The organism is Corynebacterium sp. UD i78 (genome assembly GCF_056280545.1).
The window spans coordinates 3,168,786-3,184,291 of the sequence record NZ_JBWCED010000001.1 but is presented as its reverse complement, the minus strand read 5'-3'; the positions used below and the strand labels follow the sequence as shown (position 1 = coordinate 3,184,291).

At 67.5% G+C, this 15,506-nt stretch carries 14 protein-coding genes; 9 read left to right on the top strand and 5 right to left on the bottom strand.

The genetic code is table 11. The features are described from left to right. Window positions 1-29: 29 nt before the first annotated feature. Window positions 30-869 carry a LytR C-terminal domain-containing protein gene (locus tag ACZ9GM_RS14890; protein WP_291476276.1) on the bottom strand — a complete coding sequence of 280 codons (840 nt, stop codon included), beginning with the start codon at window positions 867-869 and terminating at the stop codon, window positions 30-32. Between the two features lie 15 nt (window positions 870-884). Further along, entirely contained in the window at window positions 885-1,094 is a 210-nt protein-coding gene (locus ACZ9GM_RS14885) for a DUF3263 domain-containing protein (protein WP_291476277.1), read from the bottom strand. Window positions 1,095-1,153: 59 nt separating this feature from the next. Between ACZ9GM_RS14885 and ACZ9GM_RS14880 the strand changes: the two genes are divergently transcribed. The 6 genes from ACZ9GM_RS14880 (at window position 1,154) to ACZ9GM_RS14855 (ending at window position 7,207) form a co-directional block, all read left to right on the top strand. Continuing rightward, window positions 1,154-2,476 (top strand): MFS transporter, encoded by a 1,323-nt coding sequence (locus tag ACZ9GM_RS14880; protein WP_291476278.1) that lies wholly within the window; start codon window positions 1,154-1,156, stop codon window positions 2,474-2,476. Window positions 2,477-2,494: 18 nt separating this feature from the next. Next, window positions 2,495-3,142 carry a peptide deformylase gene (locus tag ACZ9GM_RS14875; protein WP_291476279.1) on the top strand — a complete coding sequence of 216 codons (648 nt, stop codon included), beginning with the start codon at window positions 2,495-2,497 and terminating at the stop codon, window positions 3,140-3,142. Window positions 3,143-3,148: 6 nt separating this feature from the next. Continuing rightward, the gene (locus ACZ9GM_RS14870; RefSeq protein WP_476038275.1) at window positions 3,149-4,264 is read left to right on the top strand and encodes an N-acetylglutamate synthase, CG3035 family; all 1,116 of its coding nucleotides are present in this window, start codon (window positions 3,149-3,151) and stop codon (window positions 4,262-4,264) included. Between the two features lie 3 nt (window positions 4,265-4,267). Beyond that, window positions 4,268-5,047, top strand: a complete 780-nt coding sequence (locus tag ACZ9GM_RS14865) for an exodeoxyribonuclease III (RefSeq protein WP_291476282.1) — start codon at window positions 4,268-4,270, stop codon at window positions 5,045-5,047. 40 nt (window positions 5,048-5,087) lie between these two features. Beyond that, window positions 5,088-6,587 carry a cardiolipin synthase gene (gene cls, locus ACZ9GM_RS14860; RefSeq protein ID WP_301530727.1) on the top strand — a complete coding sequence of 500 codons (1,500 nt, stop codon included), beginning with the start codon at window positions 5,088-5,090 and terminating at the stop codon, window positions 6,585-6,587. An 80-nt stretch (window positions 6,588-6,667) separates the two neighbouring features. Then, window positions 6,668-7,207, top strand: coding sequence for a MarR family winged helix-turn-helix transcriptional regulator (locus ACZ9GM_RS14855; RefSeq protein WP_291476283.1), 540 nt, complete (start codon window positions 6,668-6,670; stop codon window positions 7,205-7,207). Between the two features lie 23 nt (window positions 7,208-7,230). On the opposite strand, the gene ACZ9GM_RS14850 is transcribed toward ACZ9GM_RS14855, so the two are convergent. From ACZ9GM_RS14850 to ACZ9GM_RS14840, 3 genes are read right to left on the bottom strand one after another with little or no spacing between them, the layout of a single operon-like run. Next, window positions 7,231-8,442 carry a Bcr/CflA family efflux MFS transporter gene (locus ACZ9GM_RS14850; protein ID WP_291476284.1) on the bottom strand — a complete coding sequence of 404 codons (1,212 nt, stop codon included), beginning with the start codon at window positions 8,440-8,442 and terminating at the stop codon, window positions 7,231-7,233. A 31-nt stretch (window positions 8,443-8,473) separates the two neighbouring features. After that, on the bottom strand, window positions 8,474-9,295 hold the full coding sequence (locus ACZ9GM_RS14845) for an ABC transporter permease (protein WP_291476286.1): 822 nt from the start codon (window positions 9,293-9,295) through the stop codon (window positions 8,474-8,476). Further along, the gene (locus tag ACZ9GM_RS14840; RefSeq protein ID WP_291476287.1) at window positions 9,295-10,314 is read right to left on the bottom strand and encodes an ABC transporter ATP-binding protein; all 1,020 of its coding nucleotides are present in this window, start codon (window positions 10,312-10,314) and stop codon (window positions 9,295-9,297) included. Before ACZ9GM_RS14840 ends, ACZ9GM_RS14845 begins: the two co-directional genes overlap by 1 nt. Window positions 10,315-10,368: 54 nt before the next feature. Here ACZ9GM_RS14840 and ACZ9GM_RS14835 point away from each other — a divergent pair, with 54 nt between their 5' ends. The 3 genes from ACZ9GM_RS14835 to ACZ9GM_RS14825 are packed head-to-tail and all read left to right on the top strand — an operon-like array spanning window position 10,369 to window position 15,400. Beyond that, complete coding sequence (locus tag ACZ9GM_RS14835) at window positions 10,369-11,814, top strand: MCP four helix bundle domain-containing protein (protein ID WP_476038274.1); 1,446 nt, start codon at window positions 10,369-10,371, stop codon at window positions 11,812-11,814. Further along, the gene (locus ACZ9GM_RS14830) at window positions 11,814-12,947 is read left to right on the top strand and encodes a transporter substrate-binding domain-containing protein (RefSeq protein WP_291476291.1); all 1,134 of its coding nucleotides are present in this window, start codon (window positions 11,814-11,816) and stop codon (window positions 12,945-12,947) included. The genes ACZ9GM_RS14835 and ACZ9GM_RS14830 overlap by 1 nt, the downstream gene beginning before the upstream one ends. 2 nt (window positions 12,948-12,949) lie before the next feature. After that, the gene (locus tag ACZ9GM_RS14825) at window positions 12,950-15,400 is read left to right on the top strand and encodes a serine/threonine protein kinase (RefSeq protein WP_291476293.1); all 2,451 of its coding nucleotides are present in this window, start codon (window positions 12,950-12,952) and stop codon (window positions 15,398-15,400) included. The last annotated feature ends 106 nt before the right edge of the window (window positions 15,401-15,506 follow it).

Sequence of the window (15,506 nt, the reverse complement as noted above, 5' to 3'; positions counted from 1 at the left end):
GCGCCGATGTTACTGCATCAGCAGGCCGGTCACCCCAGCGGACCAGTCAGGACGACGACGACGGCGTCCGCCGTACCGCCCTCACGAATGGCGGCCTCACCGAAGCGGTCGTAGTAGTCGGAGTTGCCCGGCGCGGCGGTCAGCCCGAGGTCGGAAGCGACCTGCTCGGCAGCGGCCTGAGCTGCGGCGTTGCCCTCCGGGTAGTAGACGCGGGACTCCTCGCTGATGCCTTCGATACGACCCTGGAGGTTGCCGTAGCCGACATTGGTCCAGTCACTGTCACGGACCCGGTCCGCACCCGACTGGGAGAGACCGGACTCGGTGCTGTTGTTCAGCACCGTGACCCCGATGCCCCGGTCGACCTCGGCAGCGGAATCCCCGGTGCCGGCTTCGTCGCCGGGAACGGGAGCCTGCGCGGACGAGGAGGAGTCGTTCGACGCACCGTCGGCACCGTCGGCGTCGTCGGCGCCTGCAGCCTCGGAAGCACCCTGGTCAGCCTCACCGGGGGCAGGTGCGGCGGCCGTGGCGGAGGTGTCCGGGCCGGATGCTGTGTCGTCGGAGTCATCGTCGCCACCGAACAGGGAGAAGGCACCCCAGATGATGAGGACCACGGCGACGGCGGTGAGGATCATGGCCAGGCCACGCAGCGGCGGGCCGGATTTCTCCGGCGGTTCACCTGATGTGCCGGCCACTCCGGCAGCGCCGGCAGCACCTGCGCCGGTAGCCGCCGCCGGGTAGGCGTAGGCCTCGTCGTAGGCCTCGTCGTAGGAGTCGTCGTAGGAGTCGTCGTAGGAGTCGTCGTAGCCGGAATTGTCGTACGGGCCCTGCTCAGGCTCCCGGGAATGCCGCGGTCGGTTCTGCTCAGTCACGCCCCAATAGTAACTTCAGTCACGCCGTTCACGCAGTATCCTCACCATGGCCGGGTCGGCCTCCTGCGCCTCAGGACGCTCGATAAGTGCGTTGAGCTGCTGAAAGTACCGCCACGGTTCCACCCCGAACCGGCGTCGGATCTCCTCTTCCTTCGCCCCTGACGCCGACCACCGCAGATGCTCGAACGCGAGAATCTCCCGTTCCTGTTCACTCAGCGCCGCCATGACCGTAGAGTGTAACGGTCCTACTGACGTTCATTCATGACCAGCCCCAGGGAGCCCCTGTGACTACAGCCATCAACGATTCGGCCGCCCAGGCGCCCGGTAGACGTACCCGCGAAGAGAAGCGGGTCCTTGCCGGAACCCTCGTCGGCACCACCATCGAGTGGTACGACTTCTTCATCTACGCCCAGGCCGCGGCCTTCATCTTCGCGCCACTGTTCTTCGACCCCGTCGGCAGCGACAACCTCGCCCAGATCTTCTCCTGGGCCTCGATCGGCATCAGCTTCCTGTTCCGCCCCCTGGGTGCGATCATCGCCGGCCACCTCGGTGACCGCTACGGACGCAAGACCGTCCTCGTGGTCACCCTGGTCGGAATGGGCCTCGCGACCGCCCTCATCGGCGTCCTGCCGACCTACGAGACCATCGGCGTGGCCGCACCGGTCCTGCTGATCCTGCTGCGCATCCTGCAGGGCTTCTCCGCCGGCGGTGAGTGGGGCGGCGCCGCCCTCATGTCCGTCGAGCACGCCCCGCGCGAGAAGCGCGGACTGTTCGGCGCCTACCCGCAGATCGGTGTCCCGCTGGGCCTGATCCTGGCGACCTCGTTCATGTTCCTGCTGAACACCTCCATGTCCGACGACACCTTCGAGTCCTGGGGCTGGCGTCTGCCTTTCCTGTCCTCCCTGGTGCTCATCGTCGTCGGCTACCTGATCCGTCGCTCCGTCGAGGAGTCCCCGGTCTACCTGGACATGCAGGAGCGTCAGCAGGCCGCGTCCGCACCGCTCGGCCGCCTCTTCCGTGACCACTGGAAGAACGTCCTGCTCGCCGCCCTGATCTTCGCCGGCAACAACGCCACCGGCTACATGATCATCGCCTTCTTCTCCTCCTACGGCACCAAGACCCTGGGCATGGAGAAGTCGCAGACCCTCGTCGCCGCCATCGCCGGTGGTGTGGCCTGGCTGCTCCTCACCATCTACAGCGGCTGGATCAGTGACCGTATCGGACGCCGCGTCACCTTCGCCATCGGCTATGTGCTGCTCATCGCCTGGGTCGTGCCGATGTGGTGGTTCATCGACAAGGGCACCACCGGCTCGATGACCTTCGCGATCGTCGTCCTCACCTTCGGCCTGGCGGCGTCCTACGCCCCGCAGTGTGCCCTGTACGCCGAGATGTTCCCGGCGGACGTGCGGTACTCCGGCACCTCGATCGGTTACGCCATCGGTTCGATCCTCGGTGGCGCCTTCGCGTCCACCTTCGCGCAGATGATCCTCGACAACACCGGCGACTCCTGGTGGATCGGTATCTACCTCGGCGCGATGTGCCTGATCTCCCTGATCGCGGTACTCGCGGTGCCGAAGTCGGTGGAGAAGTCCGACCTGCACGTCTAGCGGGTTATTCTGGACGGCATGTCCGTTCTTCCTGTCGTCATCTGCGGCGATCCCGTCCTGCACACCCCCACCACCCCGGTCACCGAGCCGGCCGCCGACCAGCTCGGCGAGGGGACCGAACTGTCCACCCTCATCGCCGACATGTACGAGACCCTGGAGCTGGCCCACGGTGTGGGCCTGGCCGCGAACCAGGTCGGCGTCGGCCTGCGGGTATTCGTCTACGACTGCCCCGACATCGACGGTCCTGACGGCACCCGGAAGTCCGAGGAGGAGATCGAGGCACAGGGTGGGCCGATGCGCCGCGGCTGCGTCATCAACCCGGTCCTGGAGACCAGCGAGATCCCGGAGACCATGCCGGATCCCGAGGACGATGTCGAGGGGTGCCTCTCGGTCCCCGGCTACGACTACCCCACCGGCCGCGCCGACTGGGCCCGCGTCACCGGCACCGACGAGCACGGCGAGCCGACGAGCGTGGAGGGCTACGGATTCTTCGCCCGCTGCCTGCAGCACGAGACCGGTCACCTCGACGGCCACCTCTACATCGACACGCTGATCGGCCGCAATGCCCGCGCGGCGAAGAAGATGGTGAAGCGTGAGGGATGGACCGTCCCCGGCAACTCCTGGCTCCCGGGGGTGGACGCCGACCCCTTCGGTCACGACGACTGACCCGCGATGAACGACACCTCCTTCTCCGGCGCCCGGGCCGGCGCACGCCCACCGCAGGAGACAGGTCTGCCCTTCCCCGTCTCACGGCACACCGACCCGGTCAGCGTGCACACCGGCGCCCGCGCCACAGTGCGTCACCTGGTGCCCGGGGACGACGGACGTCCCGCCCTCAACCCGGACACCGGTCGTCCCCTGGTCAGTGACGTCATCGGCGTCCTGCGGTCGCTCGACCCGTTGACCGTGGAGGACGCCGCGGGCGAGCTGCACCGTATCCCGATGCGTGCCGTGGTGGTGCTCAAGACCCTGCACGCGAGGCCGGTGCGCACCAGTGACATCCGGGCTGTCGAGACCGCCACCGCACGGGCCTTCCCGGGTCTGGAGCACCGCGACTTCGGTGGCTGGCTGGCCCGCGCCGGCGACGGGATCACCGAACGGTCCAATTCCGCGGTCCCGCTCGGCCCCGGGGCCGGAACCACTCCGGTCCCGCTGGAGGAGATCCACGCGTTCTACCGCTCCCACAACCTCCCGACCCGCCTGCTGCTGCCCGACCGGATCAGCCGACCCGCGGAGCCGCTGCTCACCGTCCCCGGGGCACAGCGCGGTCCGGAGATCAGCGTGATGACCCGCAGGTTGGGTACCGGCGCCACCGGCTCCACTACCCTCCCGGCTGTCCCGGAGCCGCCCGTCGAACTCGCCGGACGCCTGGACCTGCGCGTCGACGACCAGCCCGACGAGGCCTGGCTGCAGCTCTACCACTTCCGTGGTGAGCCACTGCCGGAGCACGCCCTGCGGCTGCTCGCCGCCCGGCTCGACGGTGCCCTGGGCTTCGCCCGGCTCACCGTCGACGGAGAGACCGTCGCCGTCACCCGGGGCACCGTCACCGAGGGTGGCGGACGCCAGTTCCTGGGCTACTCCGCGGTCGAGGTCTCACCCGCATGGCGCCGACGTGGTCTCGGTACCCTGCTCGGCACCGCGATGCTGCACTGGGGAGCGGCACAGGGCGCGACGGAAAGCTACCTCCAGGTCATCGCGACGAACCTCGCCGGACGTGGCCTCTACCACGGCCTGGGGTTTTCCGAGCACCACCGGCACCGTTGCGTCCTCATTCCCGATACTGTGTAGGGCATGCGTGTCGCCACCTGGAACATCAACTCCGTGCGCACCCGGGAAGCCCGGGTACGTGACTTCCTCTCCCGCTCCGACGTTGACGTCCTGTGCCTCCAGGAGACGAAGTGCACCGACGCACAGTTCCCTGATTTCTCCGACACCGGCTACGAGCAGGCCCACCACGGACTCGGCTCCTTCAACGGAGTCGCCGTACTCTCCCGCACCGGCATCGACGAGGTGACCACGGACTTCGGTCAGCCCGGTTTCGACAAGGATCCGGCCGCCCCACAGGAGCAGGAGGCCCGGGCCCTCGGCGTGACCTGTGGCGGGGTGCGGGTGTGGAGCCTGTACGTGCCCAACGGCCGGGAGATCTCCGACCGGCACTACACCTACAAGCTCGACTTCCTCGATGCCCTGGCGTCCTATGCGGAGCAGGAGCACCGGCCGACGGTGGTCACCGGTGACTTCAACATCACCCCCACCGACGACGATGTCTGGGACCCCTCGTTCTTCGTCGGCAAGACCCATGTCACCCCGCGGGAGCGTGCCGCCCTGCGGCACCTGGAGGACGCCGGCCTGACCGAGGCGACCGCCCCGTTGCGCGGCCGGTACTCCTACTGGGACTACCAGGCGATGCGCTTCCAGCGCGGCCAGGGGATCCGCATCGACCTGCAGTACTGCCGTGGAATCACACCGGCTGACGACCCGGAGCCCTGGGTCGACGTCGATGAGCGCCGCGGTAAGGGTGCCTCCGACCACGCTCCCGTCATCGTGGCCTACGCACCGGTCGAGGGCTGACATGGGGGTCTGGGACGCCTTCCGGTCCGCCTGGAACTTCATGACCCCGGACTGGTTCGGAATGTCGCTCCTCCACACCGTGAGCGGCGGTCTGGTCTGGTGGGCGTGGATACTCCTCGGGCTGGACCTCGTCGTGAAGATCATCGCCGTCGGCTATGTGCCGTCGCAGCGCAAGCCGTCGAGCGCGATGGCCTGGCTGCTGGCGATCTTCCTGCTGCCGTTCATCGGTATCGCCCTGTTCATGCTCATCGGGTCACCGTACATCAACCGTCGACGGCACAAGATCCAGAACTCCGCCAATGAGATGCTGCGGACCATCAGCCGCGATGAGCCGGACGTCCCGGAGGGTTACACCCTCACACCGGAACTGCGCAGCCTGGTGTCCCTGAACCGACAGCTCACCGCCATGCCCGCGACGACGGGCACGGTGGTTGCGGTCCACTCCGACTACGAAGGATCGATCACCCGGATGGCGGAGGCGGTGGACACCGCACAGGACTACGTCAACGTCCAGATCTATATCACCGCCTGGGACGACACGACAGACGTCTTCTTCCGCTCCCTGGAACGGGCGGTGAAGCGGGGGGTCACCGTGCGGTACATGTTCGACCATGTCGGCAGCTGGAAGTACCCCGGCTACCGGACACTCGGCAAGCGGCTCGACGAGATCGGGGTGAAGTGGCTGGTCATGCTTCCCCTGCAGCCCTGGCGCTGGAGATTCCGCCGGCCTGACCTGCGCAACCACCGGAAGCTCCTGGTCATCGACGGCCACACCGGATTCATGGGCAGCCAGAACATGATCGACTCCTCCTACCTCATGAAGGGGAATATCAGGGAAGGGCGCCACTGGATCGACAATATGGCGGAGATGACCGGCCCGGTGGTCGCCCTGCTGAACTCGGTCTTCGCCGTGGACTGGTTCACCGAATGTGGTGAGGAACTGCCGCTGCTCACCCCCTCGGAGTCCACCGAGTGGCTGTCCAGCCGGCCCGACATGCTGCAGATCATCCCCTCCGGTCCCGGATTCACCACCGAACCGAACCTGCGCCTGTTCACCTCGATCGTCCACCACGCGAAAAAGTCGCTGGTCCTGGTGAGCCCCTACTTCATCCCGGACGAGTCACTGCTCGAGGCGATCACCACCGCCGCCTACCGGGGTGTGAAGGTCGAACTGTTCGTCTCGGAGAAGGCCGACCAGCCTCTCATCGAGCACGCCCAGTCCTCCTATTACGCGGAACTGCTCCGGGCCGGGGTCCGTATCCGCCGGTTCCCGTACCCGGCGGTCCTCCACTCGAAGTTCATGATCGCCGACCACGAGGTCGTGTGCACCGGCTCCTCGAACATGGACATGAGGTCCTTCGGACTGAACTACGAAATCACCCTGATGTCGGCGGAGGGGTCCCTGCTGGAGAAGATGACCGCTCTGGCCGGCGAATACCGCGAGGCCTGCACAGAACTCACCTCAGAGGAGTGGGACACGCGGGCGAGGAGCCGCCGCTACATCGATAACGTGGCCCGTCTGACCTCTGCGCTCCAGTAAGTGCTTTACAATGGGGTCATCCGCTTTTGGCTGTGCAATGACCTGCAACCCGGAAAGAGCACCTGACAAGGAGTCCCACCATGACCAACGAGACTGTCGACGACATCTACGAAGCGTCCCGGGAACAGATCCGCGGCCATCGTGCAGCAGAGATCCTGCCCGATGTCGACGTCACCGAGATCGCCTCCGCCGTCTACGACTTCCTCTCGGCCCTGCGACGGCTGATGGACCGCCCCAACCAGAAGCTGGCCATCTCCCAGTCCGAGATCGAGGTGCTGCAGTTCGTCTCCCAGCACCCAGGCTGCGGCGTCTCCGACATCGCCCGCCTCCGCTTCCTCCGGGCATCGAACGTCTCGGCGACGGTCCGTCGGCTCATCAACTCGGGCCTGGTCCTGCGTCGTGCCAACGACCAGGACCGCCGCGCGCAGGACCTCTTCCTCTCGGAGGAGGGCATCGAGATGCTGAACTCCGTCACCGACGAGTGGGCACTGCTCATCTCCCGCGCCGCCACCCGCATGGACGGCCGGGACCTGGCCAAGCTGCGCCGCGGTGTTCCCGCCCTGCGCAACCTGTCCATCGCCGCGGAGAGCCTCATCGAGGACATCCAGCGGCAGAGGTAGGACCGGTAGGACGCAGCCCCTCGTCAGCCGCGCCGCCCCACAACCCCGGAGGCGGCTGCGACGAGCGCACAGACGACCATGACCACCGCCATGGTCAGCAGGCCGTCCTCCCCCAGTCCCACCAGCGGCGAGACGATTCCCGCCGTGATGAACTGACCCGCACCCAGCAGGGCGGACCCGGCCCCGGCGCGTCCCCGCGACAGATCCATCGCCAGCGCCGTCGTATTGCCCATGTTCAGGGCCGTGCCGACTGTCAGCAGCGCGGTGCACACGATCACCGCGGGCAGTGACGGTGCGACCAGAGCAACGGTGAGCAGGGACACCGCGCCGACGACGAGCAGGATGTGCCCCGTCCGCTGCAGTGTCGCCGGTCCGAAGTGACCGACGATCCGGGCGTTCACCAGGTTGGTCACCACCATCGCCACCGCATTGCCGGCGAAGACGAGACTGAAGGCCCCGGCAGACAGCCCCAGCTGGTCCTGCATGACAAAGGACGAGCCGGACACGAAGCTGAAGAAGACACCGAAGCCCACGGCGAAGGCCGTGAGGTGGCCGACGAAGGGGCGGATCCGGAACAACCCGCCCATCCGCCGGTAGACATCACCCAGGGAGCCGGTGGCCCGGTTCTCGGTGCGGAGGGTCTCCGGCAGGGACACCGCGACGAACAACTCGAGGACGCCCACCGCGGCCAGCACCCAGAAGACACTGTGCCAGCCGGCGACGCCCGCGACGGCACCGCCGACGACCGGTGCAAGGATCGGCGCGACCGCGGTGAAGACCATCATCGTGGACAGTGCCTTGGCCGCCGCCGCGCCGGAGGCCCGGTCGGCGATCATCGACCGCCCGAGCATGACGCAGGTACCGCCGGCGGCGCCCTGGAAGAACCGGGCGACGGTGAACAGTCCGATGCCGGGGGCGAGAGCACAGGCGACAGAGGCCACCAACCACACGACCGATGCGGTGATCAGCATGCGGTGGCGTCCCACCCGGTCGGACAGCGGCCCCATGACGAGCTGCCCGAGGGCCATACCGACCATGAATCCGGTGATCGTCAGCTGGGTGACGGAATCAGTGACCCCGAACTCGTCGGAGATCTCCGGGAGGCTCGGCAGGTACATGTCCGTGCCGAACGGCCCCGCCGTGGACAGCAGAGCGATGCCGAGGAGCATCCCCAACGGCAGTGCCGGGCGGGTCGGACGGGCGGCCGGGGTATCGGGTGTGGGATGAGATGTCACAGCAGTTCAGACTACCGGCCGGTCACGGTACTCAGACGTCGCGGCGACGCAGGACGACCACTCCGGCGACGTAGATGGCCACCGCCCAGACCACGAAGTAGATCACCGAACCACCGATGCCCCACGGGGCGTCATCGAGGGCGCTCTGGTAGATACCTGCGTTGAGGTTCTTGAACGGCAGGTAGGGGGTGACCCAGTCACCGACCTTCGGGATCATGCCGACCAGGTCCTCGAGCAGCAGCGCCCACAGCAGCAGCAGGGCCACCGCCCCGGCGGTGCGGCGCAGCATGTACCCCACGCCGACCGAGATCATGACGATGAGGACAGCCGCCAGGGTCATCAGCAGGACGACGCTCCAGGCACCGTCTGCGGACATCGAGAGTCCTTCGGTCAGTGACGTGTCGTCCAACTGGGCATCCGCCATCAGCTTGGTGAGCCCGATGCTGACGATGCTCATCACGAAGAAGACGATGGCCGAGATGACGCCGTAGACGATCACCTTGGCGGCCGGCATCTGCCAGCGCTTCGGTGCGGCCAGCGCCGCCAGCTTCGCGGTACCGTTGCCGTACTCGCCGGTGACGAGGATGACCGCCTGGATGATGACGATCATGATGCCGAACAGCCCCAGACCTGAGACACCGTTCGAGGCATCGAAGAGGTCGGCCGGGTCGCCGAGCGAGGCGATGGTCTCGGCGTCCTGGTCGTCCAGGGCCTGCTGGAAGGCGTACCCGTTGGCGAAGCCCATGAGCATCGCCCACCCGATCCCGAAAAGGACGATCAGGGCAGTGGTCCAGTAGAAACTCTTCGTCGAGCGCAGCTTGATCCACTCGGCGTTGATGGTGTCGAGCAGCATCAGTTCGCCCTTCCCTGGTTGACGTCCCGGACGATGCCGGGAAGATCCGTGATACCGGGCAGCTGCTGCCCGACCGTTCCGGCGTCCTGCCCGGGATCGGGGACGCCCCCGGTCTGGTAGTCCACGGCGTGGCCGGTCATCTGCATGAAGGCGTCCTCCAGGGACGCCCGGCGCTCCGAGAGTTCCAGCAGCATGAGTCCGTAGGAGAAGGCGATGCGGCCGATGTCGTCCGGTGAGGTGCCGCGGACGACGAGAATGGCCCGGTCGTCGTCGTCGGTGGACCGCTCAGTCTCGATCCCTTCGTCACCGAGAGCCTTCTCCAGCTGGTCGAGATGCTCCGAACGCACCACGGTGGTGGACTCCGAGGAGTTCCTGATGAAGTCGTGCGTGGTGGTGTCCGCGACGAGACGACCCCGGCCGATGACCACGAGCCGGTCCGCGGTGAGCGACATCTCCGACAGCAGGTGGGAACTGATGAGCACGGTCCGGCCCTCTGCCGCCAGGGAACGGACGAAGTCGCGCACCCAGCGGATACCTTCCGGGTCCAGACCGTTGACCGGCTCATCGAGAATGAGCGTGTCCGGGTCGCCGAGCAGCGCGGCCGCCAGGCCGAGACGCTGCCCCATGCCGAGGGAGAACTTGCCGGCCTTGCGTCCTGCCACATGGGACAGCCCGACAAGGTCGAGGACCTCGTCAACCCTCTTCCGGGGAATCCCGTTGGCCGCGGCCATCCACTTCAGGTGGTTCGCCGCGCTGCGGTTGGGGTGAACCCACTTGGCGTCCAGCAGGGTGCCGACCCTGGTCAGGGGGCGGTCCAGGTCGCGGTACAATTTGCCGTCGACGGTCGCGGAGCCCGCGGTCGGTTCGTCAAGACCTGTGATCATCCGCATGGTGGTGGACTTACCGGCGCCGTTCGGGCCCAGGAATCCGGTGACGATCCCGGACTCCACCGTGAAGGACAGGTCCTCCACGGCCGTCGCGGGACCGTACCTCTTGGTCAGTGACTGAACTTCGATCATGGCAACTATGGTGCCATACCACTCAGGATGACATCGGTCAGTATCATCGGTCCCATGTCCGCGCCGGAGAAGGCGACGACCGGTCCGTCGCCTGTGCAACTCACCACCGACCCCTCCGAGGGGGCGACGGGGCCGGGTGCCCCACGTCGCGACAGCGACCGGTGGATGGACGAGGAGCTGTTCCGCGAGAGTCCCCGCCGGATCCACATCTTCACCCCCCTCGTCGAAGCACCGCGCCGCTTCGCCCGCTTCGTATCCACCACTCCGGGTCTGCTCACCGTGGTCTCCGTGGTGCTGGTCCTGGCGATTCTCGCGGCCGGCGGTGCGATGGCCGGCTCCTCCGGCAACCGGCAGGGCGAACTCAACACCCTGGTCAACCGGTCTGAGCCGGTGGCCTTCGCCGCCCAGGAACTCTTCAACTCCCTGTCGGTGGCAGACTCGGTCGCCGCCACGAGTTTCCTGTCGGACTCCTCCCGGACCGCCGACACGCAGGAGTCCTACCGGGAGGCGCTGGACACGGCGTCCCGCGCGGTCGTCCGGGCGGCCAACGGGATCGACGACCCGTCCAGCCGGGAGATGGAGCTGATCCTGGAGATCCAGGAGAAACTCCCGACCTATGTCAGCCAGGTGACCGAGGCCGGGGCGAACAACCGGCAGGGCTACCCGCTGGGGGCGGCGTACATCACCCAGGCGTCCGCGATGATGCAGGACGAACTGCTGCCCGCCGCCTCCGAGCTCTACGACCGGACAAGTTCCTCGGTCGTCGACCAGCAGCACAAACTGACCCGGCCCAGCTGGTTCGCCCTCTCCGGACTGCTGGCCGCGGTGTGCCTGCTGTTCGTCGCGCAGTTCTGGCTGGCGGCGTGGTCCAACCGCAGGATCAGTGCGGGGTACGCCACCGCCACGGTGCTCATGACGGTCGCGCTGATCTGGGCCTCCGCGTCCGCCCTGACGACCTGGCAGGACGGCCCGCGTGGAGTGGCCGGTACCTCCCAGCCCCTGCAGACCCTCACCTCACTGCGGATCGGGGTCCAGCAGACGCGGTCCACCGAGGTCCTCGGTCTGGTCCAGCGTGACTACACGACTGACAACCAGACCGACTTCACCGACCGGATCGCCGGTATCGACGCCCGGTTGGAGGAACTGCGTGGGGTCACCGACGGCAAGGAGAGCCGGGAACGGATCGACGCTGCCAGGGAGTCCCTCCGTACCTGGGACAGCGCCCACGCGAACATGGTCTCCCTGGTCCGGCAGGGCAACTACACCGACGCCGTGCAGGCGGCCGTCGGGAGTGGCGACGACAGCGTCAGTGAGAGTTTCTCGGCCCTCGACCAGGACCTCGAGATTCTCATCGACGACTCACGTGACCAGCTCCGCGACTACCTCTCCGACGCCGGACGGGCGGCCAGCCGGGTGAACCTCCTGGTCTTCGTGCTGTCACTGCTGTCCATCCTCTGCGTCGTCCAGGGCACGCGCCCCCGGCTCCAGGAGTACCTGTGATGATATTCCGCTCCCGCACCAGGGTCATTCCGGTCACCGCCGTCCTCCTGATTTCCGCCGTGGTACTGGCGTCCTGCTCCAGCGGCGACGGGCTCCAACAGTGGCCCGACCCCGCCGACCCACAGGTCCCGCTGCCCGCAGGAGCGGTGTTCAGCGATGGTGGGGACACCGGCGACGTCCAGGACGACGGCGGCGCCCCCTTCGGGTCGCTGCGCCCGGGGGACGCCACCCCGGAGCAGCGTGTCCCCGACATCATCGACCGGGGACGCCTGATCGTCGGCGTCTCGCAGTCGATGAACCAACTGGGATTCCGGGACCCGGTGACCGGGGAGATGGCCGGCTTCGAGGTCGACATCGCCCATGAGATCGCCCGCGACATCTTCGGAGACCCCGACCGGGTGGACTTCCGCTACATCGAGGGTGACGGCCGGGATGAGGCGTTGCGAGACGGTGACGTCGACATCGTCATCCGTTCGATGACGGTCACCCGACTGCGCCAGATGAACGTCGAGTTCTCCATCCCCTATCTCACGGTCAACCCGCGGCTGCTGGTCAACCGGAACTCCGGGATCGCCTCCGAGGAGGATCTCGCGGACAAGACGGTGTGTGCGACGACGAGATCCACCAGCGCCCAGTCACTGACCAGCAGCATCGACCACAACAGGCTACTGCTCACGGAGACCTGGCCGGACTGCCTCATGGCGATGCAGCACGGACAGGTGGACGCGATCTACTCGGATTCGGCCGTTCTCTCGGGCCTGCTCGCCCAGGACCCGAACACCGAACTGGTGGGTATGAGTGACCACACGGACCACTACGCCGTCGCGACGGCGCCGCCGACCATCCGGAACACCGCCGGCCTGGTCAGGCAGGTCAACACCACCCTGGAACGGCTCCGTTCCGACGGCACCTGGAACCGGCTCCACGGACAGTGGCTGGCCCCGTACACCGGGGCAGGGTCCCAGCCGGAGGCGGTGTACCGCACCGACGAGGAGTCGACCGAGCTACGGAATCTGCGGCGGGAGGCTGAAGCAGCTGAGACATCTGAGGCGTCCGGCGCCTCAACCACCGCGGCAGCCGCACCGACCACCGCGGCCGACGACGAGGGCGACGACGAGGGCGAAAGGAGCTGACCGTGGACGACAGCACGCGCGACGAGCAGGAGAAGGCCCGGGAGCAGGCACAGGACCGGGCACAGGAGAAGGGCACCGAGGCGACCTTCTTCGACCCCTTCGCCGACGATGACGACGAACCGGAGATCGACCTCGCCGACCTGCTCGGCACCCCGGACCCCGCGTCCTCCGCCGGGGACGCCGGTGAAGACTCCGCCGCGACCTCCGCCACCCCCTTCAACCCGTTCGCCGACGATGACGAAGTCTCCGGTCCCGGTGCCGCAGGTGACGGTTTCTCCGGGCAGGACGCCGGCGAACGCAGCCGGCGGGAGGCTCTCTCGACCTTCCGGCAGCGTCGCGGCACCTCGCGCGCCGGTGCCGACATCGCCGGTGGCATGGTCCGCCTCCCGTTCCTGCCGCCGACCGATCCGGTCACCGCCGTGATCGACCCGGCCGAGGAGATCGCCAAGGGCACCGAACCGCCGACACTGAACCCCGGGGACATCGTCGCCGGCCAGTACGAGGTCATCGGCACCATCGCCCACGGTGGTATGGGCTGGATCTACCTGGCACTGGACCACAACGTGTCCGACCGCTGGGTGGTGCTCAAGGGCATGATGGCCACCGTCACGAAGCAGGAACAGGCCGTTGCAGAATCCGAACGCGCCTTCCTCGCCGACATCACCCACCCCGGGATCGTGAAGATCTTCAACTTCATCGACGACGCCCGCAGCCCCGGCGGATTCATCGTCATGGAGTACGTCGGTGGGCCGTCGCTGCGTGACCGGCGTCGACTGCAGCCGGACAACACCCTCGACGTCGACATCGCCATCGGCTACGTCCTGTCCGTCCTCCCCGCGCTGGAGTACCTGCACTCCCGCGGCGTGGTGTACAACGATCTCAAGCCGGACAACATCATCGTCACCGAGGACCAGGTCAAGCTCATCGACCTGGGCGCGGTGACCGGCATCGGAGCCTACGGGCACATCTTCGGGACCAGGGGATTCCAGGCCCCCGAGATGGCACGCACCGGGCCGACCGTCGCCAGTGACATCTACACCGTCGGCCGTACCCTGGCGAGCCTCGTGGTCAAGCTCCCGGTCACCGACGGCGTGTACGACCCCGGCCTCCCCTCCCCCGACAACGAGCCGATGTTCCGGCGGTACCTCTCCCTCTACCGGCTGCTGCTGCGCGCCACCGACGAGGATCCGGACGTGCGTTTCTCCTCGGTGCGCAGTCTGCGTGACCAGCTGGTCGGCGTCCTGCGGGAGGTGCTGGCCATCCGGGACGGACGTCAGTTCCCGCACTCGGCCACCCGGTTCACCGCCCAGCGTTCCACGTTCGGTACGAACCACCAGCTGTTCCGCACCGATCAACTGCTCGACGGTATCGAACGGTCGGTGGAGATCACCGCCCCGGAGGTCGTCGCCGCCCTGCCGATCCCGCTGACCGACCCGAATGACCCGGGCGCCTCGCTGCTCTCCGCCGCGAGTCTCACCGAGCCCGGCGAAATCATCGACACGCTGTCCTCGGCGATGGACCAGCCCGGGTTCGAGAATTCCCGCGAGATTCCCCTGACCATGGTCCGCGCCCAGCTTGACCTGGGCATGACCGCCGAGGCGGAGGCACGGCTGCGGGACATGGACACCACACTGCGCCGCGACTGGCGCCACCAGTGGCTGTCCGGGGTGTGCGCCCTGCTCACCGGCGATTTCGTCGCCGCACAGCGGTACTTCAACACGGTGCTGAACATTCTGCCCGGTGAGCCGGCGCCGAAGCTGGCGCTCGCCGCGACCGACGAACTGCTCCTGCAGGAGCAGGGGGTGAACACCATCGGGCTGTTGGACACCGGGATCCGACGGTCCGCCATGGCGCTGACCTACCAGCAGGGGCTGAACCTTGACGAGGAGGCCGTCGTCCCGGGATGGACGCACCTCACCCAGGACCCGGTGGCACTGCGGTTCCACGCCCTGCGGCTCTACGGCCTGGTGTGGTCGACGAACCCGACAACGGTCTCCTCCGCCTTCGGCATGGCCCGGCAACTGCAGGCGGAGGGGATGGTCGACCCTGCGGTCGCCACACTCGACAAGGTGCCGGCGAACTCCCGGCACCACGAGATCGCCCGGATGACGACGGTCCTGATGTTCATCACCGACCGTGCGGACCTCAGCGAGTCCCGGATCCGTCGTGCCGGACGTCGCCTCGACCTGCTGCCCACGACCGAGCCACGGATCCCCCAGCTGCGCATCGCGGTACTCTCCGCGGCGCTCGACTGGCTGCGCGACCGTGAGGAGGCCGGTGACCCGGTCCATATCGGTCCCGGGCAGCTCTTCGACGTGGATTTCACCGAGCGTGGTCTGCGGGCGGGCCTGGAGCGTGGGCTGAGGGAACTGGCCCGTCAGTCACCGTTCGCACGGCACCGGTTCCGGCTGGTGGACATGGCGAACCGGATCCGGCCACGGACCTGGTTCTGATCTGTCGATGCCCGACCGCTCATCACTCCCTCTGGCCCCGTGTTCTGGTCCCTGGTGCGGGATATCGCACCTCGAGATCACTTACCGATGGTAAGCATAGAGGTCA